General features: G+C 69.6%; 16 protein-coding genes. 9 read left to right on the plus strand and 7 right to left on the minus strand.

Annotated elements, in window-relative coordinates; all coding sequences use genetic code 11:
- Nucleotides 1–9: 9 nt before the first annotated feature.
- Nucleotides 10–1,458 carry an N-acetylglucosamine/diacetylchitobiose ABC transporter substrate-binding protein gene (gene ngcE / locus QFZ58_RS08690; RefSeq protein WP_307124346.1) on the minus strand — a complete coding sequence of 483 codons (1,449 nt, stop codon included), beginning with the start codon at nucleotides 1,456–1,458 and terminating at the stop codon, nucleotides 10–12.
- A 495-nt stretch (nucleotides 1,459–1,953) separates the two neighbouring features.
- Here ngcE and QFZ58_RS08695 point away from each other — a divergent pair, with 495 nt between their 5' ends.
- From QFZ58_RS08695 to QFZ58_RS08705, 3 genes are all read left to right on the plus strand, one after another.
- Nucleotides 1,954–5,805: a GH92 family glycosyl hydrolase gene (locus QFZ58_RS08695; protein ID WP_307124347.1), complete on the plus strand. Its 3,852-nt coding sequence runs from the start codon at nucleotides 1,954–1,956 to the stop codon at nucleotides 5,803–5,805.
- Between the two features lie 228 nt (nucleotides 5,806–6,033).
- Complete coding sequence (locus tag QFZ58_RS08700; RefSeq protein WP_307124348.1) at nucleotides 6,034–6,786, plus strand: hypothetical protein; 753 nt, start codon at nucleotides 6,034–6,036, stop codon at nucleotides 6,784–6,786.
- 49 nt (nucleotides 6,787–6,835) lie between these two features.
- Entirely contained in the window at nucleotides 6,836–7,483 is a 648-nt protein-coding gene (locus QFZ58_RS08705; protein WP_307124349.1) for a class F sortase, read from the plus strand.
- Nucleotides 7,484–7,588: 105 nt separating this feature from the next.
- Here the strand turns inward: QFZ58_RS08705 and QFZ58_RS08710 are convergent, their stop codons facing one another.
- Entirely contained in the window at nucleotides 7,589–9,286 is a 1,698-nt protein-coding gene (locus tag QFZ58_RS08710) for an LCP family protein (RefSeq protein WP_307124350.1), read from the minus strand.
- Between the two features lie 432 nt (nucleotides 9,287–9,718).
- Here QFZ58_RS08710 and QFZ58_RS08715 point away from each other — a divergent pair, with 432 nt between their 5' ends.
- Nucleotides 9,719–10,186, plus strand: coding sequence for a hypothetical protein (locus QFZ58_RS08715; RefSeq protein WP_307124351.1), 468 nt, complete (start codon nucleotides 9,719–9,721; stop codon nucleotides 10,184–10,186).
- A 33-nt stretch (nucleotides 10,187–10,219) separates the two neighbouring features.
- Here QFZ58_RS08715 and QFZ58_RS08720 read toward each other — a convergent pair whose 3' ends face one another.
- Both QFZ58_RS08720 and yicI read right to left on the minus strand, forming a co-directional pair.
- Entirely contained in the window at nucleotides 10,220–10,843 is a 624-nt protein-coding gene (locus tag QFZ58_RS08720) for a histidine phosphatase family protein (protein WP_307124352.1), read from the minus strand.
- Between the two features lie 308 nt (nucleotides 10,844–11,151).
- The gene (yicI, locus tag QFZ58_RS08725) at nucleotides 11,152–13,407 is read right to left on the minus strand and encodes an alpha-xylosidase (RefSeq protein WP_307124353.1); all 2,256 of its coding nucleotides are present in this window, start codon (nucleotides 13,405–13,407) and stop codon (nucleotides 11,152–11,154) included.
- A gap of 344 nt (nucleotides 13,408–13,751) precedes the next feature.
- Between yicI and xylA the strand changes: the two genes are divergently transcribed.
- From xylA to QFZ58_RS08750, 5 genes are all read left to right on the plus strand, one after another.
- Nucleotides 13,752–14,921 carry a xylose isomerase gene (gene xylA / locus QFZ58_RS08730; RefSeq protein WP_307124354.1) on the plus strand — a complete coding sequence of 390 codons (1,170 nt, stop codon included), beginning with the start codon at nucleotides 13,752–13,754 and terminating at the stop codon, nucleotides 14,919–14,921.
- 140 nt (nucleotides 14,922–15,061) lie between these two features.
- Nucleotides 15,062–16,318, plus strand: a complete 1,257-nt coding sequence (locus QFZ58_RS08735; protein WP_373428535.1) for a sugar ABC transporter substrate-binding protein — start codon at nucleotides 15,062–15,064, stop codon at nucleotides 16,316–16,318.
- A 10-nt stretch (nucleotides 16,319–16,328) separates the two neighbouring features.
- Nucleotides 16,329–17,300 (plus strand): carbohydrate ABC transporter permease, encoded by a 972-nt coding sequence (locus QFZ58_RS08740; RefSeq protein ID WP_307124355.1) that lies wholly within the window; start codon nucleotides 16,329–16,331, stop codon nucleotides 17,298–17,300.
- Between the two features lie 5 nt (nucleotides 17,301–17,305).
- Nucleotides 17,306–18,163 (plus strand): carbohydrate ABC transporter permease, encoded by an 858-nt coding sequence (locus QFZ58_RS08745; RefSeq protein ID WP_307124356.1) that lies wholly within the window; start codon nucleotides 17,306–17,308, stop codon nucleotides 18,161–18,163.
- A gap of 8 nt (nucleotides 18,164–18,171) precedes the next feature.
- Nucleotides 18,172–19,551, plus strand: a complete 1,380-nt coding sequence (locus QFZ58_RS08750; RefSeq protein WP_307124357.1) for a GH1 family beta-glucosidase — start codon at nucleotides 18,172–18,174, stop codon at nucleotides 19,549–19,551.
- A gap of 372 nt (nucleotides 19,552–19,923) precedes the next feature.
- On the opposite strand, the gene QFZ58_RS08755 is transcribed toward QFZ58_RS08750, so the two are convergent.
- From QFZ58_RS08755 to QFZ58_RS08765, 3 genes are all read right to left on the minus strand, one after another.
- Nucleotides 19,924–21,288, minus strand: a complete 1,365-nt coding sequence (locus QFZ58_RS08755) for an alpha/beta hydrolase domain-containing protein (RefSeq protein WP_307124358.1) — start codon at nucleotides 21,286–21,288, stop codon at nucleotides 19,924–19,926.
- Nucleotides 21,289–21,477: 189 nt separating this feature from the next.
- Entirely contained in the window at nucleotides 21,478–22,707 is a 1,230-nt protein-coding gene (locus QFZ58_RS08760) for an ROK family protein (RefSeq protein ID WP_307124359.1), read from the minus strand.
- An 80-nt stretch (nucleotides 22,708–22,787) separates the two neighbouring features.
- Nucleotides 22,788–25,586, minus strand: coding sequence for an aconitate hydratase (locus QFZ58_RS08765; RefSeq protein ID WP_307124360.1), 2,799 nt, complete (start codon nucleotides 25,584–25,586; stop codon nucleotides 22,788–22,790).
- Nucleotides 25,587–25,835: the final 249 nt, after the last annotated feature.

The following is a 25,835-nucleotide window of genomic DNA, read 5'->3' on the forward strand; positions in this document are numbered from 1 at the left end:
GACGGTTGCTCACTGGTGCTTGTAGTGCTTGATGGACTGGTCCTTGGCCGCGGCGTCCGCGAAGGCCTGGATCTTCTTGATGGTCTCCGCCGGGGTCGCGCGGCCGGCCATCATCTCGCCGATGCCGGCGATTCCGATCTGCTCCTTCTGCAGCTTGACGTACCAGTCCTGCAGTCGCGGGTTGACCACGTTGTCGCCGGCCTTCTTCAGGACGTCGACACCCGACTGCATGGCGGTGGACAGGGTCAGGCCGTCGGTGCCGCCGTTGAAGGCGCTGAGGGACTTGACCGACTTGGTGAAGTTCTTGGAGGAGTCCTCGCTGAGCATGATGCGCAGCTGCTCCATCGCACCCTCGGGGTTCTTCGCCTTCGCCGGGACGATGAACGGCTCACCGCCGGAGGCCCAGATGGTGCCGAAGGGCAGCTTGTCGGATGCGTCGAGGCTGGACGGCGCGCCGACCATCATCTTGAAGTCGTCCGGCGTGGTGGGCGCGGCCTCGTTCTCCACCCACGAGCCGTTCGGGATGAAGAGCGCCTTGCCCTTGGTCCACTCCGTCTGCGACTGGATGTGGGTCAGGCCGGGCGTGCCCTTGAGGATGTAGCCCTTCTGGAAGAGCTCGTAGTACGCCTCGAACGCGGCCTTGACGGCCGGGTCCTTCCAGGCGTTCGGCTCCAGGTTGTCGATCTTGTCGAGGACCTCGCGGCCGCCGATTTTGCCGATGAAGGGGTAGAGGGAGAAGGGCAGGTAGTACGGGTACTTGCCGGGGTACGTCCAGCCGGCGATGCCCTTCTTCTTCGCCTTCGCACACAGCGCGAGCATGTCGTCCCAGGTCTCCGGGTACGCCGCGTCGAGCTTCTCGAGGTTGGTCTGCGAGTACCAGACGCCGTAGACCGTGTACGCGTAGTACATGATCCAGACGGGGTCGCCGTCGAACTGGCCCATCTCCAGGACGCCCGGACGCAGCGTGTCGCGGACCTTCTTGGCCGGGTCGTCGTAGGACGGGGCGTCCATCAGCGGGGTGAGGTCGAGCAGTTGCTTCTTGCCGACCAGGACACCCATGTCCATCTGCTCGGCGCCGGAGTTGTCGATCAGGTCCGGCGGGGTGCCTCCGTTGAAGCGCGGCTGCAGCTGTGACTGGATCTTCTCCGTCGCGGCGTGCTTGACCTTCGGTGCCTTGGGGAAGGCCTCGTTGTACTTCTTCTCGGCGTCGATGGCGTACTGCTCGCCGAAGCCGCCGTTGAAGATCACGACCTCGAGAGCGGCGGTCTCGTTGACACCGAGCGGGTTCTTGGCGCTCTTCGTGCCCTTTTCGACCTTGTCGTCGGTGCCGCTGTCGCCGCTCGCGCAGGCCGACAGGAAGCTCATCGTGGGAACAGCGATCAGGCCGAGTGCGGCAGAACGCTTGATCACATCGCGACGGCCAAGGCCCTCATTCTTGTGGGCGGAGGTGGATCCCATGCTCAAGTCCTCGCCTTCTTCAGGACTCAGGCGGTGTACCGGTCACCCGTCGTGAATTCGCCTCAGGCGAAGGGCCCCGCCACCGCGGTCAGTTGCGCTTGGGTCGTGCAGATTGCCGGATTGCCAGGTGCAGTGGGGGAGTTTCGGGGAGCGTGCAGCGAGCCGCCTCGGCGCCCCACAGCCGTTCCCCCGTCCCCCGCGCCCGCGACCGTGTGAAACGGCTGTGCAGACGCCGACAGGTATAGTCCACTTGTCGCCAACTGAGCAAGATCGAATGCAGGTTTGAGCGGCAGTCTTTCCCGAGTTGAGACCTCGTGGACACCTCGGCACCGCACGCCCTGGGCCCGGAACGCACTTTTCCGCATAACGGCCGATTCGCCCTGCGGACCGCGTGCAACACCCTTGACACATACAGCCACTTGCCTCCCTACTGGAACCCGCATCGCCTCATGACAACGTTGTCCATTGCATTGCCCCCAGGAGGAACGGCTCCGCATGCAGCCCCTACGTGGTCTTCACCAAAGCTCCCGTAAGAGACAAAGCCGCTCGGCCGCGGTCATTGCGGCTTCTCTCGTCCTGGTCGCGGCAGCCCCCACCGCGGCCTTCGCGCAACCGTCCGGGCCTCAGAAGCCCTCCGACGACACGTCGTTCAGCTCCTCCTTCGAGGCCGACGAAAAGCAGCCGGACTGGCGTAATACCGTCGAAGAGGGACCTGATGGAAAGAAGAGGGCATCGGGTGTCGACGGCGGATTCTCCGCCGGAATACCGGGCAATGTCACCGATCAGGTCACGGATCTGCGAGCCAGCGGCGAGAACACCGCGGGCGGCGAGGCCAAGGAGAACCTCGTCGACGTGGCGTCCGGCACCAAGTGGCTGGCCTTCGCCCCGTCCGGCTGGGTCGAGTTCGATCTCGCCGAGCCCACCAAGGTCCTCACCTACGCGCTCACTTCGGCCAACGACCATGACGAGCGCGACCCCCGGGACTGGACGCTGAAGGGGTCCGCCGACGGCAGCACCTGGACGGATCTGGACACCCGGACCGGCCAGACCTTCTCCGAGCGCTTCCAGACGAAGTCGTACGACTTCACGACGGACACGGCCTACCAGCACTTCCGGCTGGAGATCACCAGGAACAACGGTGCCTCGGACGCGATCCAGCTCGCCGACGTGCAGTTCTCCGACGGGGACACCACCACCCCCGCTCCCGGCGAGATGCGCACCCAGGTCGACCGCGGGCCGTCCGGCTCCCCCACCGCCAAGTCGGGCGCCGGCTTCACCGGGAAGAAGGCCCTGCGCTACGCGGGTACCCACCAGCCGGACGGGCGCGCGTACTCGTACAACAAGGTCTTCGACGTCGACACGGCCGTCACCAGGAACACGCAGCTGTCCTACCTGGTCTATCCCCAGATGGCCGAGACCGACCTCAGCTATCCGGCGACCCACGTGGCGGTGGACCTGGCCTTCACCGACGGCACCTACCTGAGCGACCTCGAGGCGACCGACAGCCACGGCGGCCTGCTGACCCCGCAGGGCCAGGCCGACGCGAAGCGGCTGTACGTCAACCAGTGGAACAAGGTCGCCTCGTCCATCGGATCGGTCGCGGCCGGCAAGACCGTCGACCGGATCCTGGTGGCCTACGACTCCCCCAAGGGGCCCTCGAAGTTCCAGGGCTGGATCGACGACATCACGATCGCCCCGAAGGCGCCGGAGAAGCGCAAGGCCCACCTCGCGGACTACGCCTCGACCGTCCGCGGCACGAACTCGAGCGGCGGCTTCTCGCGCGGCAACAACTTCCCCGCGACCGCGGTCCCGCACGGCTTCAACTTCTGGACCCCCGTGACCAACGCCGGCTCCACGAGCTGGCTGTACGACTACGCCCGCGGCAACAACGAGGACAACCTGCCCACGCTGCAGGCGTTCGGCGCGAGCCACGAGCCGAGCCCCTGGATGGGTGACCGTCAGACCTTCCAGATGATGCCGTCGGCGGCCTCCGGTACCCCGGACGCGTCCCGGACGGCACGCGCGCTGCCTTTCCGCCACGAGAACGAGACGGCGCAGCCGCACTACTACGGGGTGACGTTCGAGAACGGCCTCAAGGCCGAGATGACGCCCACCGACCACGCGGCGCGGATGCGGTTCACCTACCCGGGTGACGACGCGAGCCTGGTCTTCGACAACGTCGACAACAGGGGCGGGCTCACCCTCGACCCGGAGACCGGTTCCTTCACCGGCTTCTCCGATGTGAAGAGCGGCGGCTCCACCGGCGCCACGCGGCTCTTCGTATACGGCGTCTTCGACGCGCCGGTCACGGACAGCGGCAGGCTGAAGGGTGGTGGCGGCGACGACGTCACCGGCTTCTTCCGCTTCGACGCGGGCAAGGACCGCACGGTCGGCCTGCGGCTGGCCACCTCGCTGATCAGCGTCGACCAGGCGAAGAAGAACCTCGCCCTGGAACTGCCGGAGAAGACCTCCTTCGACAAGGTGAGGAAGAACGCGCAGAAGGCCTGGGACAAGATCCTCGGCAAGGTCGAGGTCGAGGGCGCGAACGCGGACCAGCTGACCACGCTCTACTCCAGCCTGTACCGGCTCTACCTCTACCCGAACTCGGGCTTCGAGCAGGTGGACGGCAAGAGCACCTACGCGAGCCCCTTCTCGCCGCAGACGGGCACCGACACCCCGACCAGGACCGGCTCGAAGATCGTCCAGGGCGAGGTGTACGTCAACAACGGCTTCTGGGACACCTACCGGACGACGTGGCCGGCGTACTCCTTCCTCAGCCCGAAGCAGGCGGGCAAGATGGTCGACGGCTTCGTCCAGCAGTACAAGGACGGCGGCTGGATCTCCCGCTGGTCCTCCCCCGGCTACTCCGACCTGATGACCGGCACGAGCTCGGACGTGGCCTTCGCGGACGCGTACGTCAAGGGCGTGGACTTCGACGCGGAGGCGGCGTACGACGCGGCGGTCAAGAACGCCACGGTGGCCCCGCCGTCCTCCGGTGTCGGCCGCAAGGGCATGGAGACCTCCGTCTTCACCGGATATGCCAACACCTCGACCCACGAGGGCCTTTCGTGGTCGCTGGAGGGCTACCTCAACGACTACGGCATCGCACAGATGGGCAAGGCGCTCTACAAGAAGACGAAGAAGCAGCGCTACAAGGAGGAGTCCGAGTACTTCCTCAACCGCGCGCAGAACTACGTCAAGCTCTTCGACGACAAGGCCGGCTTCTTCCAGGGCAAGAAGGCCGACGGCGACTGGCGCGTGCCCTCCGACCGGTACGACCCGCGGGTCTGGGGTTACGACTACACGGAGACCAACGGCTGGGGTTACGCCTTCACCGCTCCGCAGGACAGCCGGGGCCTCGCCAACCTCTACGGTGGCCGCGACGGTCTGGCCGAGAAGCTGGACACGTACTTCGCCACTCCCGAGACGGCGGGACCCGAGTTCGTCGGTTCCTACGGGGGCGTCATCCACGAGATGACCGAGGCGCGTGACGTACGGATGGGGCAGTACGGCCACAGCAACCAGGTCGCGCACCACGTCACGTACATGTACGACGCGGCCTCACAGCCCTGGAAGACGCAGGAGAAGGTCCGCGAGGTCCTCGGCCGCCTGTACACGGGCAGCGAGATCGGCCAGGGCTACCACGGCGACGAGGACAACGGCGAGCAGTCGGCCTGGTTCCTCTTCTCCTCGCTCGGCTTCTACCCGCTGGTCATGGGCAGTGGTGAGTACGCGATCGGCTCGCCGCTCTTCACGAAGACGACGGTGCACCTGGAGAACGGGCGCTCGCTCGTCGTGAAGGCCCCGAAGAACAGCGACAAGAACATCTACGTCCAGGGCCTGAAGGTCAACGGCAAGAAGTGGGCGTCCACTTCACTGCCGCACGACCTGCTGGCCAAGGGCGGGGTGCTGGAATTCGACATGGGCTCCAAGCCCTCCGCCTGGGGCACGGGCAAGGACGCGGCCCCGGTCTCCGTCACCCAGGACGACAAGGTGCCGGCGCCCCAGGGCGACGTGCTCGAGGGTGAAGGCGCGCTCTACGACGACACCTCGGCCACCTCGGCCACGGTCGGGTCGGCGGACCTGCCGGCCGGTACGGACACGAAGGCGCTGCAGTACACGCTGACGTCGGCCACCGCGGCGAAGGCACCGAAGGGGTGGGTGCTCCAGGGCTCCTCGGACGGGACGGCCTGGAAGGACCTCGACAAGCGGACCGGACAGACGTTCACCTGGGACAAGCAGACCCGGGTGTTCTCCGTGGGCAGCCCCGGGACGTACGCGAAGTACCGGCTGGTCCTCGACGGCACGGCGACGCTGGCGGAGATCGAGCTGATCAGCCAGAAGTAGTCCGCCCGGACGCTCCTTCGGTGCAGGGTGCCCCTTTCGGCGAAGTCCGCCGGGAGGGGCACCCGCGTGTTCCGGCAGGGCACCCGATTGCCGTACTCGCGCTATCTGCCGATCAGGGTACTTCTGACGCGTTTTCAGTGTCTTACCGGACTTTTACGAGGATTCGTGGCATCCCTTAGGCGATCAGGTGATCAGTACGACAATCATCTCGGCTTGAAGGAGCCCTTCATGCGCATTTCCGCTTCCGTCCGCGCCCGCGGCGTTCGCACGGGCACCACGGTGGCCGCCGCGGTCGCCGCCGCCGGCATCACCCTGGCCGGCGCACCCGCCGCCTACGCCGCCCCCGGCGACAGCGGGGACATCGACGTCACCTCGGTCGGCTGGCACTCGCGTGGTGACCGCGACGGCGTCGAGGTCTGCAAGTTCGTGCTCGCCGCGAACAACTTCGACTCACTCCCGGCGGTCCCCTGGACGATCACCGAGCAGCCTCCGACCGTGCCCCCGGGCGACACGCTGTTGGGTACCCTGCCGCTCGTGAACGGCACGGCCCGCAGCCAGGAGTACCTGCTCCCCGAGGGCACGTACCAGTTGGTGTGGGTCGTCCCGGCGGGCCCGAAGCAGAAGAGCTTCGAGGTCGACTGCTCCCGACGCGGCCAGGGTCAGGGCGGAAGCCGTGGGGACGGCCAGGGTCAAGGCGACACCCGTGGGGACGGCCAGGCCCAGGGCGGCAGCCGTGGGGACGGCGAGGAGCGGGGCTCGTCGTCGGACTCGGCTGCCGAGAAGGGCACCGACATGGGGTACGACAAGCCGTCCGGCGCCGTGCCCGCGGGCGGCGGCGGCGTCCCCGACATCGAGAGCGTGAGCTCCGAGAGCGACTCGAACGTCGGGACCACCGCCGCGCTGGTCGCCGGGGCTGCCGGAGTCGCCGGTCTGGTCATGGTCCGCCGGACCGCACGTCGCCGTGCCCGTGGCGAGGCATAACGCCCGCTGCCGACGGCGACGAGGACCCACTCGCGCCTGCCGTCTCACCATGACGCTGTGCGTGACGTTCTCACTGGTGACCGGCATCGTCTGGGTGTCCTCGGACTCCTCCGAGGACACCCCGTCGGTCGCCGCCGCCCGCGGCGGTGACGCCGCGGGCGGCGGGCAGGAGCCGTTCCGCAGGGCGCCGCACAAGCCGCAGGAGCACGTGCCCGCCTCGCACGCGCCGCTGGTGCACTCCCGTCCGCTGAAGGTCGCCATTCCCGCCATCTTCATCGAGGCGCCCGTCATCGGCCTCGGCCTCGACGGGAAGGGGCGGCTCGGGGCCCCACCGTTGAGCGAGCCGAAAGTGGCCGGGTGGTACGAGAGGGGCGCCTCGCCCGGTGAGGCGGGCACGGCCCTGATCGTGGGGCACCGGGACACGAAGACGGGACCCGCGATCTTCCTCAACCTGAACGCACTGCACCGGGGCGACAAGGTCAGGGTGGTACGCGCGGACAGGAAGACCGCGGTGTTCACGGTCGACGCCGTGAAGACGTACACGAAGGACGAGTTCCCCGACGACAAGGTGTACGGGGCGACCGGGCGGCCCGAACTCCGGTTGCTGACGTGCGGAGGGCGTTTCGACAAGAAGGCCGGTTACTCGGCCAACGTCGTCGTCTTCGCCCATCTCACGTCGTTGAAGAAGGCGGTCTGATCCCGCCAAGGGCTCCGGCCGGTACCTCGGGGGGGCAGAGGTACCGGCCGTCCGCGTCGCACCGGCCGCCCGCGTCGCACCGGCCGCCCGCCGTGCGGGGCGGCGCTACTTCCCGCAGGCGTCCTCGTCGGCCCGGGACTGCTTGACGTCCACCTTCTTCGGCGGGGCGATCGGCGTACCGGCCGCCGTGAAGTCCGGCCCGAGGACGAGTGTCATCGGCTCCTTCTCCGCAGCGGCCTTCGTGCCGGGCTTCAGCGCCGAGGCGGGCAGTCCCATGAGGTCCGCGAGCTCGCGCGCCTGGTCGGCCTGGTTCGGCCCGTACTCGAGTGTCGTCCTCGCCACGTTCTTCGGGGCGTTGCCGACGTTGCTCGACCTCGCCACACCCTTGGAGTTCTGCAGCCAGGCCAGGACTGCCCCTGCCGACCCGGCCGGAGCACCGCCGTTGGCGAGGTCGACGCGCACGGCCGAGGCCTCGGCCCGGGGGCCTTCGAGGAGGGCGGCCTGCTTGTCCTTGGCCGCCTTCTTGTCCTTCTTCACCTCGGTCAAGGACACGTCGTTCTGCAGCATGCTGAAGAGCTTGGGCGCCTCGACCGGGTTCAGCACGACCGTGATGGGTTCCGGCTCGGCCGGGTTGTCGACCACCGGCACCGTCATCAGGGTGATGTTCTTCAGGTCGATCTTGCCGAGTTCCCTGGCGAGGGTGACGAGCTTGCCGGCGCTGCCTATCCCCTTGTCCACCGTCAGCGCCTTGGTGGCCGCCTCGGCGACGTCGAGCATCTTCATGGGGCTGCTCAGCGTCTCTTCCTTCAGCTGCCGCATCATCGACGCGACGAACTTCTGCTGCATCTCGATCCGGTCGAGGTCGCTCTCGTTCTTCAGACCGTGCCGGTTGCGCAGGAACGACAGCGCGTCCTCGCCCGCGATCGTGCTCTCCCCCGCCGGCAGGTCGAGACCGGTCCCGCCGTCCTCGTCCTTGAGGGGCTCCTTCAGACACACCTTGACGCCGCCGACGGCGGTGGACAGCGTCTTGACCGCGTTGAAGTCGAACATCATGAAATGGTCGACCTCGAGGTGCGTGATGGCCTCGACCGTCCGCATGGTGCAGCCCGGATCCCGGCCGTTCACCCCGTAGGACTCGTTGAACCTCGTGGGGGACGTCGAGCCGGCGACGACCTTCGTCGAGCCGTCGGACTGTTTGGTCCCGCAGTCCGGGATCGTGGTCATGAGATCCCGGGGGATGCTCACCACGGTCGCGTTGGAGCGGTCACCGGATATGTGGAAGAGCAGCGTGGTGTCGGCGTGGCCGGTGACGTTGGTCCGGTTGCCGTAGGCCTCGTTGCCCTTGCCGACGCGTACGTCGTTGCCGATGATCAGGATGTTGGCCGGCCCGTCCTCCAGGACGGTGTCACTTCCCACGTCACCGACGTCGACGGTGCTGATGTTGCCGTCGAGGCGGTCGTACCAGTAGTACGCGTACGCCGAGCTGCCGACGAGGACGAGGGCGAGCGCGCCCCCGGTCCATATCAGCACCTTCCTCCTGCCACGCTGCTTGCGCTTGCGGCGACCGGACCCGTGCTGGGTGTGCGAAGGGGGCGCGTCGCGGCGGTTTCGCCGGCCGGGGACACGGGCGGACGCGGGGGCGGCGGTACGGCCGCCGGAAGCGGGGGCGGCGCCGGAGCCGTCACCGGGGCGAGTCGCCGAAGGGGCGTCCAGGCGCAGTTCGTAATGGCCGGTCTCCGGGTTGACCACCCACTGGTCCACAGGATCCGCCTCGTCCGCCCCTTCATAGGTGTGCGCGTCCATGCTTCCCAGTCCTCCGTCAGGTGCTACACGAGTCGCCTGATTGTTCGACGCGTCATACTAACGGGGTGGTTCTCCGATCAATGACCTCTGCGAGAAGTCCGCGCCGACCCGGAGAAGGCACCTTGGTGAATACGTGGCGCTCCGTCAGTTCCCTTGTCTCGATTGTCGGTCGGGGACGGCCGGCACGTGCCGTGCGGCACCGGCCGCCCGCATGTGTGCCGTTGTCGTCCGGCGTCGGTCCCACCTCGCGGCCGAGCAGGAGACGGCGCCGCGAGTTCGGGAGTGCTCCCCCGCCGACCGGAGGCCGGCGCGCGGCGGGGCCCCGTGACCGCTTCGCGCGGCCGGTGGCGGAACCGGTGCGCGTGGGCGTGCGGCGCCTCGTGCGCACCGAGGGGGATGGCCAGGCGGCACGCCGCTGTCTACGCTCGCGGGATGGGGTGGACGACGGTCGCTGGAACGCTGGTCGGTGCGGTCATCGCGCTGGGCTCGGCACTGCTGATCGAGCGGCGCCGCGATCGGCGCGAACTCGCACGGGACTGGAGGTCGAGCCGGAAGGACCTGTACTCCACGTACCTCTCCACGCTGGCCCGCGCACGCAGCGAACTGTGGGCCGTCGCCCGCGACGTCGACCTGCCCGCGGAGGAGCGGTCACGGGCGGCGAGGGCGGCCTTCGCCGGTTGCTACGACCTGCGGTACCAGTTCGAGGTCTTCGCGCCCCGGTCGGTCGTCGAGCCGGCCCTGCTGTACTTCCGCCGGGTCCGGGATCTGCGTGATTCCGTGGGAGCCGGCCTCCGTCACGGAGTCCCGGAGTACGACCTGCGCGCGGAACAGATCGCCGACGCCCTCCATCGCGTGCGGGACGCCATGCGGTCCGACATGGGTACGGACGCCATGGCCTGAGCGGAGGCGGCGCGCCTCCGCTCAGGCTCCACGTCAGTCGATGGCGTTGAACAAGCGCTCCGGAAGGGCCATGTTGAGAGCCGTCACGACCGGCTTGCCGTGCTCCGTGCCGAGTCGGGAGACCGCCCCCGTGGCGAGCTGGAACAGCTCACCGCTCGCCGGGGTCAGCCGCAGATAGCGGGCGGTGAGCACCCGCAGGAAGTGGGAGTGCGCCACCAGGGCGATGTCGGCCTCGCCGAGGCGGGACGCCGCCGCCCTGACCTCCGCCAGAACCCGGTCCGCCCGGGCCCCGACCTCCTCCGGGGTCTCCCCCGGGTGCTCGGCCGGGCCGCGGGCGACGCCGTCGGTCCACAGGTTCCAGTCGGGGCGGGTCCGGCGGATATCGATCGTCGTCACTCCCTCGTACGCCCCGTAGTCCCACTCGTGCAGGTCCGGGGTCTCACGGGGGGCGGGCAGCTCGGCCAGCTCGGCGGTGCGGCGGGCGCGGAGGTACGGGCTGGTCAGGGTGAGGCCGATCTCCCGCTCCGCGAGCAGCGGTACGAGGGCGCGGGCCTGCCGCTCACCCAACTCGGTCAGAGGCAGGTCGGTGTAGCTCGTGTGCTGCCCCGAGCGGGACCACTCGGTCTCGCCGTGCCGGATGAGGATGAGCTCGCCCATGTGTACGTCCGCCTTCTGTGCCGTGCCGTTCGCGCGTTGCCGCTGGTGCCAACCCCCCGGCCAACGATCGCATTCCTGCCGCCCCGGCGTTGCGCGGCTCGCCCCTGAAGGGCGCTTCCCGCGTGTGCCCGGCGCCGGAGGCAGCCGTTCCGCTGACTTCCGTGACGTGCTCCGGGTGGAGGGGGCCCGCCCCTTACACCTGCCCCCGGTCCCATGGCTCCGAACCGCGCCGCCTGCGGGGAGCCGCCGGTCGGTGGACAGCCGGACCGCCTTCGCCCCGGCGCTCCGGTTGTCCACGGGGAACGGCGTCAGCGGCTTACGGCCGTCAGGCCCTCCTCGCCCACGACCGTGACCGTGTACGGCCGGTCCGTGTCCGTCGTCACGCGGATTTCGCCGCCCTGGCGAACCACCTCGTACGTCGCGGCCACCGCACCCGTGCGATCGGGGACCGTCACCGTGCGGGTGAAGTCGCCCGTGCCCGCCGGGGCGAAGACGCGCAGCTCCAGGTCGTCCAGCCACTCCCCGTCCGGGCGGGACTCGTCCGCACCGAGGGCCAGGACCGCACCCTGGCGGACCAGGAGGGGCAGGCTGTCGAAGCCGTGGGTCTCGTGGCACCACCGCGGGCCGGTCACCGTCTCACCGGTCAGCAGGTGGGTCCAGACGCCCTCGGGCACGTAGTACTCGACGTGGCCGTCCTCGGTGAAGACCGGTGCGACGAGGACGTCCGGCCCCAGCAGGTACTCGCGGTCCGCCGTGCGGGCCGTCGGGTCCTGCGGGAACTCCAGCAGCAGGGGACGCATCGTCGGGACGCCCGTGCGGTGGGCCTCGACGGCAGCTCCGTACAGGTACGGCATCAGGCGGTGCTTGAGCCGGGTGAACTGCCGGGCCACGTCCACCGCTTCGTCACCGAACTCCCACGGCACGCGGTACGACGACGAGCCGTGCAGCCTGCTGTGCGAGGAGAGCAGGCCGAAGGCGAGCCAGCGCTTGAAGACCGCCGGGTCGGGGGTGCCCTCGAAGCCGCCGATGTCGTGGCTCCAGAAACCGAAGCCGGACAGGGAGAGCGAGAGGCCGCCGCGCAGGGACTCCGCCATGGCCTCGAAGGAGGACCAGCAGTCGCCACCCCAGTGGACCGGGTACTGCTGGCCGCCGGCCGTCGCCGAGCGGGCGAAGAGGACGGCTTCGCCCTGACCGCGCTCCTCCTCCAGGAGCTCGAAGACCGCCTTGTTGTAGAGGTGGGTGTAGTAGTTGTGCATGCGCTCCGCGTCGGAGCCGTCGTGCCAGACGACGTCCGTGGGGATGCGCTCGCCGAAGTCGGTCTTGAAGCCGTCCACACCCTGGTCGAGAAGCACCTTGAGCTTCCTCTGGAACCAGGCGGTGGCCTCCGGGTCGGTGAAGTCGACCAGCGCCATGCCGGCCTGCCACTTGTCCCACTGCCAGATGTCACCTCCGGCGGTCTCGACGAAGTAGCCCTTCTCCGCCCCCTCCTCGTACAGGGCGCTCTTCTGCCCGATGTACGGGTTGATCCAGACACAGATCCTCAGGCCCTTGTCCTTGAGCCGGGCGATCATGCCCTCCGGATCGGGGAAGACGGCCGGGTCCCACTCGAAGTCGCACCACTGGTACTCGCGCATCCAGAAGCAGTCGAAGTGGAAGACGCTCAGCGGGATCCCGCGCTCGGCCATGCCGTCGACGAAGGAGGTGACGGTGGCCTCGTCGTAGGACGTGGTGAAGGAGGTGGTCAGCCAGAGGCCGAACGACCAGGCCGGCGGGAGGGCGGGGAGACCGGTGAGGGCGGCGTACCTGGACAGGACCTCCTTGGGGGTGGGGCCGGCGACGACGAAGTACTCCAGCGTCTGGTCCTCGACGCTGAACTGCACCTGGCCGACGGCTTCGGAGCCCACCTCGAAGGAGACCTTGCCGGGGTGGTTGACGAAGATGCCGTAACCGCGCGAGGAGAGGTAGAACGGGATGTTCTTGTACGCCTGCTCGCTGCTCGTGCCGCCGTCGGCCTGCCAGATGTCGACGACCTGACCGTTCTTGACGTACGGCGTGAAGCGCTCACCGAGGCCGTGGACGGTCTCCCCGACACCCAGGGCGAGTTGGGCGACCATGTGGTGGCTGCCGTCGGGGACGGTCGCGAAGGCGGTGCCCTTGCGCCCGGCCGATGTCAGGACCTGTCCGTCGCCGTCGAGGAACTCCAGGCCGAAGGCGCCCTCGGTGGGCACGCGCAGGGTGAGCGGGCCGCTGGTCAGCTCGGCGGCGGTGCCCTGGGTGCGGGTGGTCGCGGCGGACCGGGCGGCCGCACCCGGCAGCTCGAAGTCGGGTCCTTTGCCGCGCCTGCCCGCGTGGTGGGTGAGACGCACGGCGATGACGCCCTCGGCGGGCGCGTAGGCGTCCACGGTGATCAGCGGTGCGTTCAGCGTGTCACCACGACGCTCGACTCGCTTGACGGCGGCGTAGGCGGCGAGACGGTCGTCGTCGAGGCGGACGTCGCGGACTTCGGTGGCGTAGGAGGCGTGCACACCGTTGCGCAACTGCCAGAAGCCGTCGGTGAACTTCATGGGGGTGGTCCTTCGTCCGTCTCGGGAGTACGGGAGTCGGAGGTTCGGGGGTGCGGGAGTCGGGGCGGCGGCGGTACAACGCGGCGGCGGCGGACCTCCCGATTTTGATCGTACACAAAACAAATGTGACGAGAGGGCGGGTGCGTCCCCGGGAACGGCCGGGCATCCCGAAAGTTTCGACCCGCACCACACGGGCGGGATCGGCCATGATGGCGCCACGTGAGCGATACGTCACGGAAACGGTATAGAAACCCCCGACGGGATGGAGTATTAGTACTGCAAGCAAACAAATAGGTCGGCCGGCAGCGCTGGCGCCCGCACCTTCGTCGACAAGAGGCTGATCAATGTCGGAACGCTTCACGCCCACCCCTGAGGACAGGTTCACCTTCGGTCTCTGGACGGTCGGCTGGCGTGGCAACGACCCGTTCGGTGAGCCGACCCGGCCCGCGCTGGACCCGGTCGAGTCGGTCGAGCAGCTGGCCGCGCTCGGGGCACACGGTGTGACGTTCCACGACGACGACCTCATCCCCTTCGGCTCGAGCGACAGCGAGCGGGCCCGCCTGATCGGCCGGTTCAAGGACGCCCTGGAACGCACCGGGATGAAGGTCCCGATGGCGACGACGAACCTGTTCACCCACCCGGTGTTCAAGGACGGCGGCTTCACCTCCAACGACCGCGACGTCCGCCGCTTCGCGCTGCGCAAGGTCATCCGCAACATCGACCTCGCCGCCGAGCTCGGCGCGCGGACCTACGTCGCCTGGGGCGGCCGCGAGGGCGCCGAGTCCGGCGCCGCCAAGGACGTCCGCGTCGCCCTGGACCGCATGAAGGAAGCCTTCGACCTGCTGGGCGACTACGTCACCGAACAGGGCTACGACCTGCGCTTCGCCATCGAGCCCAAGCCCAACGAGCCCCGCGGCGACATCCTCCTGCCCACCATCGGCCACGCCCTCGCCTTCATCGAGCGCCTCGAGCGCCCCGAACTGGTCGGCGTGAACCCCGAGACCGGACACGAGCAGATGGCCGGACTCAACTTCCCCCACGGCATCGCCCAGGCCCTGTGGGCCGGCAAGCTCTTCCACATCGACCTCAACGGCCAGTCCGGCATCAAGTACGACCAGGACTTCCGCTTCGGCGCCGGCGACCTGCGCCAGGCCTTCTGGCTCGTCGACCTCCTGGAGACCGCCGGCTACGAAGGCCCCCGCCACTTCGACTTCAAGCCCGTACGCACCGACGGCATCGACGGCGTCTGGGAATCCGCGAAGAACTGCATGCGCAACTACCTCATCCTCAAGGAACGCGCCGCCGCCTTCCGCGCCGACCCCTCCGTCCAGGACGCCCTCACCGCCTCCCGCCTGCACGAACTCGCCCGCCCCACCGCCGACGACGGCCTCAAGAGCCTCCTCGCCGACCGCACCGCCTACGAGGACTTCGACGTGGACGCCGCCGCGACACGCTCCATGGCCTTCGAAGCCCTCGACCAGCTCGCCATGGACCACCTCCTCGGCGTCCGCTGACGTTGCGGGTGCCCGGCGGTTCCACCGCCGGGCACCCCTTCCCGTGCCCGTACCCGCCGGACCGGCGCACGGTCTCCGCACAGAGCTCGTGGGAGCGCTCCCCCACTCCCCGGCCCCCCTCTCACCGCAAGGGCACCACCGTGACAGAACCTTCCCCGGACGGCCTGGCCCGACGCCACCGCAGCAGGCGGATCGTCCTCCCCCTCACCGTCGTCTCCGCCGTCGTCGCCGGCACCGTTCTGTCCGGGTGCGGCCAGCAGCGCGACGACGACGTCTACACCGTCATGAACTCCTCGACCGACGAGTCGTACCACCGCTGGGACGGCGACACGCTCGCGCGCTGCAGCAAGCAGCTCGGAATCACCATCGAGCAGCAGAGCGTCCCGGCCGCGCAGCTGATGACGAAGGCGCTGCGCATGGCGTCGTCGAAGTCGCTTCCGGACGTCCTTCAGCTGGACGCCTCCGAGATGCCGACGTTCGCCGAGGCCGGCGGCCTGATACCGCTGAAGGACCTGGGGCTGACCACCACGGACATCCCCGAGGGGATCGTCGACTTCGGTTCGTTCGACGGTAAGTACTACGGCGCCGCGCGCACGGTGAACACCCTGGCGCTGTTCTACAACAAGGACACCCTCGACAAGGCCGGTCTGAAGGTGCCCACCACGTGGGCCGAGATGCAGTCGACCGCCAGGAAGCTGACCAGGGGCAAGCAGTACGGCCTCGCACTGAGCGCGGGCGGCGCGGAGGACGGCGTCTTCCAGTTCACCCCGTTCATGTGGTCGAACGGCGGTGACGAGACGAAACTCGACAGCCCCGAGGTCGCCGGTGCGCTGGACTACTGGAAGGCGCTGCTGAAGGACGGCTCGCTCTCCAAGTCCACGGTCAACTGGACCCAGGCCGACGTGAACGACCAGTTCATGGCCGGCAACGCCGCCATGATGATCAACGGCCCGTGGCAGGTGGAGACCCTGAACGCCAAGAAGGGGCTCAACTGGGGCATCGCGCGGATTCCCGTCCCCGAGGCGGGTGACGACTCGGTCGGCCCGCTGGGCGGCGGTGTGCTCACCGTGCCCAACACCGGCGACACCGAGCGCGAGAGGACGGCCGCGAAGATCATCGGGTGTATGGCGGGCGAGCAGGAGCAGATCACCTACGCCCTGAACAGCTGGATGGTCCCGGCGAACAGCAAGGCAGCCGCCGTCTGGCGCACCAAGGCCCCGGAGCTGGCGGCCCTGGCCGGACAGGTCTCGACGGCCCGCTCCCGCACCGCGAAGGTCGGCGCGCAGTGGTCGTCCGTGTCGCTCGCCCTGCAGAGCGCCTTCCAGTCCGCCCTCACCGGCGAGTCCAGCGAGGCCGCTCTGAAGCGTGCCCAGCAGCAGGTCACGAGCGGGAACTGAGGTAAGAACCATGTCATCCACCACAGCCTCGGCCGCCGCGCCGCCGGCCGGCCCGAAGGCCGCCGACGCCGGTGCGGCTTCCATGCCCGTGAACCCGCGGAGCGCCAAGCGCCGCAGGACACTCGCCCAGTGGGGGTTCATCGCCCCCGCCGTGATCTTCATGGCGCTGTTCTTCGGCTACCCGCTCGTCCGCAACGTCGTGATGAGCTTCCAGGACTACTCGCCGTCCACCTTCTTCACCGGTGAGGCGCCGTTCAACGGCCTGGACAACTGGAACAACGTCTTCAGCGACGGCCTGTTCGGCAAGGCCCTGTGGCAGACGATCCTCTTCACGATCGGCTCGCTCGCCGGGCAGTTCTGCATCGGTCTGGCCCTCGCCGTCTTCTTCACCCGCCGCTTCCCGCTGAACGGGATCCTGCGCTCCCTGATCCTGCTCCCGTGGCTGGTCCCCATGGTCGTGTCCGGCATCGTCTGGCGGCGCATCTTCGACCAGGACACCGGTGTCCTCAACTCCTTCCTGGGAACCGTCGGCCTCCCCGCCGACACGCCGTGGCTGACCAGCACCGGCATGGCGCTGGTCTCGGTGATCCTCGTGAACATCTGGATCGGCATCCCGTTCAACATGGTGATCCTCTACGGCGGTCTCCAGGAGGTCCCCAAGGAGCTCAACGAGGCTGCGGCCCTCGACGGCGCCTCGGCCTGGCGCACGTTCCGCTCGGTCACCCTGCCCATGCTCAAGCCCGTCATCACCGTGGTGCTGGTGCTCGGCTTCATGTCGACGGTCAAGATCCTCGACCTGGTCCTCGCCCTCACCGACGGCGGCCCCGCGGACTCCACCCAGACGCTCGGCACGCTCACGTACCAGAACTCCTTCGTCCAGATGGACTTCGGGGCCGGTGCCGTGGTCGGCAACATCCTGATCCTGATCTCCGCCGTCTTCGCGGTGTTCTACCTGCGGGTCAACCGCAACGAGGGGAAGTGACCGGCATGGCGACCACCACCCAGATCCCCGCCGCCCCGGCTCCCGCAGCCGTCCACCGGCCGAAGCGCCGCTGGGGTGCGACCGTCTTCGGCGTCGTCGTCCTCGCGGTCATGCTGTTCCCGCTCTACTGGATGATCAACACCGCGCTGCAGCCGGACGCGAGCCTGGTCGACGTGGGCCCGGTCCCCACGGGCGTGGACTTCTCCGGCTTCACCTCCGCGCTCACCGAGCAGGGCGGCAACCTGCTGACCTCCCTGGCCGTGGCGCTCGGCGCCGTGGCCATCTGCCTGGCGATCTCCGCGCCGGCGGCGTACGGGCTGGCGCAGTTCAACCTGCGCGGGGGCAGGACGATCGTCTTCGGCACGCTCATCACCCAGATGGTGCCGGGCATCGTCATCGCCAACGCCCTGTACAGCGCGTACGTCGACCTCGGCCTGGTCAACTCCTACTTCGGCCTGATGCTGGCGGACGCCTCGCTGGGCATCCCGTTCGCGATCGTGCTGATGCGCTCGTTCATGGTGTCCATCCCGCGTGAGGTCATCGAGGCCGCCGAGGTGGACGGCGCGGGCCGCGTCCGTACGTTCGTCCAGGTCGTCCTGCCGATGAGCCGCAACTCGCTGATCACCGCCGGGCTGTTCTCGTTCCTGTACGCGTGGAGCGACTTCATGTTCGCGCTCACGCTGAACACCACGGACGACGTCAAGCCGATCACGCTGGGCATCTACCAGTACATCGGCGCGCACGTCGGCGACTGGGGTTCGGTCATGGCCGCGTCCGTGCTCTCCGCGGTGCCCGCCGCGGTCCTCCTCGTCCTGTCCCAGAAGTACATCGCCGCCGGGATCACCGGCGGCTCGGTCAAGTAGGGGTATTCATGAGCGACTTCCCGGTCTTCCCGCCCGGTTTCGTCTTCGGCGCGGCCACGGCCTCGTACCAGATCGAGGGTGCCGTGGAGGAGGACGGCCGCGGCCCGTCCATCTGGGACACCTACAGCCACACGCCAGGCAAGACGGACGGCGGGGACACCGGCGACGTCGCGTGCGACCACTACCACCGCTACCCGGAGGACGTCGCCCTGCTGCGCGACCTGGGTGTGGAGTCGTACCGCTTCTCCATCGCCTGGTCCCGCATCCAGCCCACGGGCAGCGGGGCGGTCAACCCCAAGGGGCTCGACTTCTACTCCCGGCTCGTCGACTCGCTCCTGGAGGCGGGCATCGAGCCGGCCGCCACCCTCTACCACTGGGACCTGCCGCAGGCCCTGGAGGACAAGGGCGGCTGGCGGGTACGCGAGACCGCCGAGCGCTTCGGCGAGTTCACCGCCGTCGTGGCCGAGCACCTGGGCGACCGGGTGCCGCGCTGGATCACCCTCAACGAGCCGTGGTGCAGCGCCTTCCTCGGCTACTCGGTGGGCCGGCACGCGCCGGGCACCAAGGAGGGGCGCGGGGCGCTGGCCGCCGCGCACCACCTGCTGGTCGGCCACGGCCACGCGATGACCGCGCTGCGTGCTGCCGGGGTCCGGGAGGCGGGCATCACCCTCAACCTGGACCGCAATGTCCCGGCCACGGAATCGGACGCCGACCTCGCCGCCGTCGTACGGGCCGACACCCAGCACAACCTGGTCTGGACGGAGCCGATCCTCGCCGGCCGCTACCCGGCCACCGAGGAGGAGACCTGGGGTGAGCTGATCACCGGTCAGGACTTCCGCCGTGAGGGCGACCTGGAGCTGATCTCCCAGCCGCTGGACTTCCTGGGCATCAACTACTACCGGCCGATCGTGGTCGCCGCCGCCCCGCACCGCGAGGCGGACCCGGCGCTGCGCGTCGCCACGGACAACCGGTACACGGAGGGCGAGTACCCGGACGTCCGCAAGACGGCCATGGGCTGGCCGGTCGTCCCGGAGTCCTTCACCGACCTGCTGACCGTGCTCAAGCAGACGTACGGTGACGCCCTGCCTCCGGTGCACATCACGGAGAACGGCTCCGCGGAGTTCGACAGCGTCGAGGCGGACGGGTCCGTACGGGACACCGACCGGGTCACGTACCTGCGCGACCACCTGACGGCGCTGCGGGCCGCCATGGACGCGGGTGTCGACGTCCGCGGCTACTACGTGTGGTCGCTGCTGGACAACTTCGAGTGGGCGCTGGGTTACGCGAAGCGGTTCGGGATCATCCGCGTCGACTACGACACGCTGGAGCGCACCCCGAAGGACAGCTACCGCTGGTACCAGCAGCTGATCGCGGCGCACCGGGCCTGATCGTTGTCTCACACCGGGGGCGTATGCGGGCGGGACGACGCGTACGCCCCCGGTTGTGTGCGTGAGCGTGTGCGTGAGCGTGTGCGTGAGCGCAGGCCCCGGTCCACCGCGTTCCGGCCGAAACGCAGCACCCGCTCGACGCGCCCTCCGCCCGGAGGTCTCTGCCCGCCCCGTCCGGGCGGGCAGACACCAGCGGTTCCTTGCCCGCCGCCGCCCGGGCGGACTCGCTCGCGGCCCGGGCGCGGACGGTACGGGGCACGGCGGGGGCGCAGGGCGCGTCCCGGCACACGCACCGCGCCCGCACACCGTCAGTCCCGGCCCACACCGCGCCCGCACACCGTCAGTCCCGGCCCACACCGCGCCCGCACACCGTCAGTCCCGGCCCACGTCCGAGGACACGGCCTCCCGCAGGTTCACGAGCGCGTCGGACGGCAGGAGATGGCCCTCCCGTACCGCACGGGCGTCGGCCGCCGCGACCCCGGCCGCGTAGCCGGCGTGCGTGGGATACAGCCGGTCCAGCTGTTCCGCGGTGAACGGCACGTGGGTCCCGAACAGCACGCAGAACGTCTCACCGGTGTTGTCCCCGGTGTTCAGGGCGGTGGGTACCTCGACCTGCGAGAGCCTGACGCCGCCCCGGGCCAGTCCTGAGGCGTCCCGGGCCTTGGTGCCGTCGGAGGCGAACTCCAGGGGAGGTGCGGCCGGCGGGAGCACGCCGTGTTCGACCCAGCGCCCCAGGTGCGCATAGGCGGCTGCGAGCACGTGGTGCAGCGGCACCTCGCTGAACGGCGGCCGCGCGCAGGAGAACGTGGGCGCCGCGCCGAGGTCACGGGCGAGCAGAGGCTCGCGGTAGGCCTGTCCGAACCTGCCGGAGTGCGCCGCCCCGGCCACCTCCCAGCGCCGGTAACCGTTGTCGTCGGCCCGCCGGACGGGTGTGCGTACGTCGGTCTCCGACAACACGTGGAACACCGGTTCACCGCCCGTACGGCTGGGCGCGGAACCGACGACGAAGCCGTAGCCGTCGAACACCGGACCGGTCTGCGGCAGCACCCGGTCGTAGTAGACCGTCATCCGGCCCGCCGACTGTGACGCCCCGATGCCCAGGAGCGTCCGTGCCCGGAGCGGGCCGAGTACCTTGCCCGTTCCCGCGCGCAACGCCGCGGCGGCCTGGGCGTACAGGTCGTACGACATCTCGTCGGCCGTGAAACGTCCCCGTCCCGTCACGTCGAGGCGCCCGTAACGGGCAGGGCTCCAGTCGCGCAGCTGGTCGACGCCGACGCGCTGGGCCGACACCCCCACCCAGGCGTACCCGGCGCGCGTGATCTGGTCGGGGGCCCACAGGGCGTCCAGGTCGTAGCCGCCGCTGACGTTCTGCCACTCCGTCAGTACTGTGCCGTTGAACCGCGCCGGGCTGCTCGGCCGCCGCACGACGATGCGGGTCGTGTACGGCACGTCGTCCGCGAGCCGTTCCCCGGTGGGGCCGTAGGCGTCGGCCCGTCCCGACAGGTAGAACTCCTCCTCGACGTACCCGGCCCCGGCGAGATCGGGCGCGGAGAGCCAGGGGTAGGTGCCGGCCGTGTCGTTCGCCTTCGGGTCCCCAGGCAGGGAGCCGGGGACCGGGCCGCTCACGGCCGGTTCCGCCGTCCTGTCCCGGGGGGCCGCCGAGTGTGCCGTCGCCGCGGGGAGCGCGGTCGCAGTCGCACCCGTGCCCAGAACGACGGCGGCCAGGGAGACCGACACCAGCCGTAAGGTCGTGCGCCACGTGGTCAAGAGCGTGCCCCTCTCCTGTCGGCGGGCCGTCCGCCCGCCCTCACGCACGACGGTGCCGGTAAGGCGCGTCGGCGCGCACCGGCGAAACCACCGGCCACGTGGACCGGCGCGGTCGACCGGGCGCGCCGGTCACGGTGCGCAGGCCGCGGGACCGCACGCTCACCGCGGCGCGTACGCCCCCGGGTCGGCCAGTACCTCGTGCACCACTCTGGCCGCGGCGCCCCGCGCCGCGTCACCGGAGAGGGACGAGGCGCGCAGCCTGCTGCCGTTCTCGTGCCAGCGGCCCGAGACCACCCGTGCGGTGAGCTGGGCGTCCGCCGGACCCTCCAGCCACGGCATGAGGGTGCGGTAGATGCCGCCCAGGACGACGGCCTCGGGGTCGAACAGGTTCACCGCGCCGGCCAGCACCACCCCCAGCCGGTCCCCCGCCTCCCGCAGCGCCTCGAGGGCCCGCGCCTCACCGCGCGCGGCCCGCTGCTCGAGCTCGCCGATCCCCCGGACCCCGGCCCCCGGGTCGATTCCGGCGGCCTCGAGCAGCGCCGCCCGGCCCGCGTACTGCTCCAGGCAGCCGTGCGCCCCGCACCGGCAGAGCGGCCCCTGCGGGTCCACGACGACGTGCCCGATCTCGCCCGCGAACCCGTGGGCGCCGCGCAGCATCTCACCGTTCACCACGAGCGCGCCGCCCACGCCGATCTCACCGGTGACGTAGAGGAAGGTGCGGACGCCACCCGGATCGCCGAACCACAGCTCGGCCAGAGCCGCCAGGTTGGCCTCGTTGTCGGAGCCGACGGCCAGCGCGCGCCCGGCGGGGCGCAGGGTGCTGAGGGCCTGCCCGAAGATGCCCTCGGCGGCGACCCGGCTCCAGCCGAGGTTCGGTGCCTGCCGGACGACGCCGCCGGATACGAGGCCGGGCAGGGCCAGCTCGACACCGACGACGCGCAGTCGCTGCTCCCGGGTGGAGGCGATGACCCGGTTGGTCAGCCGGGCCGCGTGGGCCAGGACCTCGGCGGGCGGGACGCCCCTGTGGTCGGTGTGTTCGGTGACCCGGACCCGGTCGGTGCCGGTGAGGTCGACGGCGCAGACCGACACGTAGTCGATGTTGATCTCCACACCGAGCCCTGCCGGTCCGGTGCGGGAGAGCGTGAGGACGGTGCCGGGGCGTCCGGCCGAGCCGCTGGAGGTCTTGCCCGACTCGCTGAGGCAGCCGAGTGCGAGAAGTTCCTCGACGAGCGAGGAGACGGCGGCCCTGGTCAGCCCCACGAGGCCCGCCACCCGGGCCCTGGTGACCTCGCCCTCCTCACGGACGGTCCGCAGGACCAGGCTCAGGTTGTGGCGCCGCACGGACTCGTGTCCGGCCTTGGCCGCCGGCGAGGTCAGGTTGCTCTTCATCAGGCCTTCGAAGCTAGTACAGCGAAGGGCCGCACCCCGGTTCCCCGGGGTGCGGCCCTTCCTCTGCTGCCGGAGATCGTCTACTTGCGGATCAGGCTGCGGAGCACGTACTGCAGGATTCCGCCGTTGCGGTAGTAGTCCGCCTCGCCGGGGGTGTCGATGCGGACGACGCCGTCGAACTCGACACCGGTGTCGGTGGTGACCTTGACGGTGCGCGGCGTGGTGCCGTTGTTCAGCTCGGTGACACCGGTGAAGGAGAAGGCCTCCTCGCCGGTCAGGCCGAGGGACTCGGCGGTCTGGCCCTCCGGGAACTGGAGCGGCAGGACGCCCATGCCGATGAGGTTCGAGCGGTGGATGCGCTCGTAGGACTCGGCGATGACGGCCTTGACGCCCAGGAGCGCGGTGCCCTTGGCCGCCCAGTCGCGGGACGAGCCGGAGCCGTACTCCTTGCCCGCCAGGATCACGAGCGGGGTGCCGGCGGCCTGGTAGTTCTGCGAGGCGTCGTAGATGAACGACACCGGGCCGCCGTCCTGGGTGAAGTCGCGCGTGAAGCCGCCCTCGGTGCCCGGCGCGATCTGGTTGCGCAGGCGGATGTTGGCGAACGTGCCGCGGATCATGACCTCGTGGTTGCCCCGGCGCGAGCCGTAGGAGTTGAAGTCACGGCGCTCGATGCCGTGCTCCGTGAGGTACTTGCCGGCCGGCGTGTCGGCCTTGATCGCACCGGCCGGGGAGATGTGGTCGGTGGTGACCGAGTCGCCCAGCTTGGCGAGCACCCGGGCGCCGGTGATGTCCTCGACCGGGGTCGTCTCCATCGTCATGCCCTCGAAGTACGGGGGCTTGCGCACGTAGGTGGACTCGGAGTCCCACTCGAAGGTGTTGCCGGTCGGGATCGACAGCGCCTGCCACTGGGCGTCACCCGCGAAGACGTCCTGGTAGGACTTGTTGAACATGTCCTCGCCGATGGCGTTCGCCACGACGTCGTTGACCTCGGCCTCGGTGGGCCAGATGTCCGCGAGGTGGACGGGCCTGCCGTCCTGGTCGACGCCGAGGGCGTCCTTGGTGATGTCGACCTTCATCGAGCCGGCGAGGGCGTACGCGACGACCAGCGGCGGGGACGCCAGGTAGTTCATCTTGACGTCGGGGTTGATCCGGCCCTCGAAGTTGCGGTTGCCGGAGAGCACCGAGGTGACGGCCAGGTCGTGGTCGTTGACCGCCTTGGAGACCTCGTCCGGCAGCGGGCCGGAGTTGCCGATGCAGGTGGTGCAGCCGTAGCCGACGAGGTTGAAGCCGACCTTGTCGAGGTAGGGGGTCAGGCCCGCCTTGTCGAAGTAGTCGGTGACGACCTTCGAGCCCGGGGCGAGGGTGGTCTTGACCCACGGCTTGCGGGTCAGGCCCTTCTCGACGGCCTTCTTCGCCACGAGCGCCGCGGCGACCATGACGTACGGGTTCGAGGTGTTGGTGCAGGAGGTGATCGCGGCGACGGTGACGGCGCCGTGGTCGAGCTCGTACGTCGTGCCGTCGGGGGCGGTCACGGTGACCGGGTTCGACGGTACGGGGACACCGGTGGAGGAGGCGTGCTCGGGCGCGCCCGAGCCGTTGTCGTCGCTGCCGTAGGCCGGGGCGTCACTGGCCGGGAAGGACTCGTCACTCGCCTCGTCCACCGGAGAGCCCTGCAGCTTGTTCGGCTGCGGGGCCGGCGCCTCGACGTAGTTGAGGACGTCGACCGCGAACTGCTCGGCGGCGTTCGCCAGGACGATGCGGTCCTGGGGGCGCTTCGGGCCGGCGATGGAGGGGACGACCGTGGAGAGGTCGAGCTCGAGCTTCTCGGAGAAGTCCGGCTCGGCGGCCGGGTCCAGCCAGAGGCCCTGCTCCTTGGCGTACGCCTCGACGAGGGCGACCTGCTGCGCGTCGCGGCCGGTCAGGCGCAGGTACTTCAGCGTCTCGTCGTCGATCGGGAAGATCGCGGCGGTGGAGCCGAACTCGGGCGACATGTTGCCGATGGTGGCGCGGTTCGCAAGGGAGGTGGCGGAGACGCCCTCACCGTAGAATTCGACGAACTTGCCGACGACACCGTGCTTGCGGAGCATCTCGGTGATGGTCAGCACGAGGTCGGTGGCGGTCGTGCCGGCCGGGAGCTCGCCGGTCAGCTTGAAGCCGACGACGCGCGGGATGAGCATGGAGACGGGCTGGCCGAGCATCGCGGCCTCGGCCTCGATGCCGCCGACGCCCCAGCCCAGCACACCGAGGCCGTTGACCATGGTGGTGTGCGAGTCGGTGCCGACGAGGGTGTCGGGGTACGCCTGGCCGCCCCGGACCATGACCGTGCGGGCCAGGTGCTCGATGTTGACCTGGTGGACGATGCCGGTGCCCGGGGGGACGACCTTGAACTCGTCGAAGGCGGTCTGGCCCCAGCGCAGGAACTGGTAGCGCTCCTTGTTGCGGCCGTACTCCAGCTCGACGTTCTGCGCGAACGCGTCGTTGGTGCCGAACTTGTCGGCGATGACGGAGTGGTCGATGACCAGCTCGGCCGGGGCCAGCGGGTTGATCTTCGCCGGGTCGCCACCGAGTTCCTTGACGGCCTCACGCATGGTGGCGAGGTCCACGACACACGGGACGCCGGTGAAGTCCTGCATGATCACGCGGGCCGGCGTGAACTGGATCTCCTGGCTCGGCTGCGCCTGCGAGTCCCATCCACCCAGCGCCCGGATGTGGTCGGCGGTGATGTTCGCGCCGTCCTCGGTACGGAGCAGGTTCTCCAGCAGCACCTTCAGGCTGTAAGGGAGGCGCGCGGAGCCCTCGACCTTGTCCAGCTTGAAGATCTCGTACGACTCGTCGCCCACGCGCAGCGTGCTGCGGGCGTCGAAGCTGTTCGCCGACACGACAGTCTCCTTCTTCAATGTGCGCGTACTACCGCGCCGCGCCTCATTGGCGGCCGGCGCCGCGTGGTGCCGCCTACGGCCCCGACCATCCGCTAAGGTAAGGCTTAGTTAGGTAACCCTTACCGTGCGGCGGCTGCGGCGCGCCTCGGCAGATATCTCGATGTCGAGATAACTCTAGTACATCGCCGCCGCGCGGTCATGCCAGGGCGCCCGCGAGCACCGCGCCTGTCCGCGGCTCACCGGAATCCG

This window comes from Streptomyces sp. B1I3, from assembly GCF_030816615.1.
GTDB lineage: Bacteria > Actinomycetota > Actinomycetes > Streptomycetales > Streptomycetaceae > Streptomyces.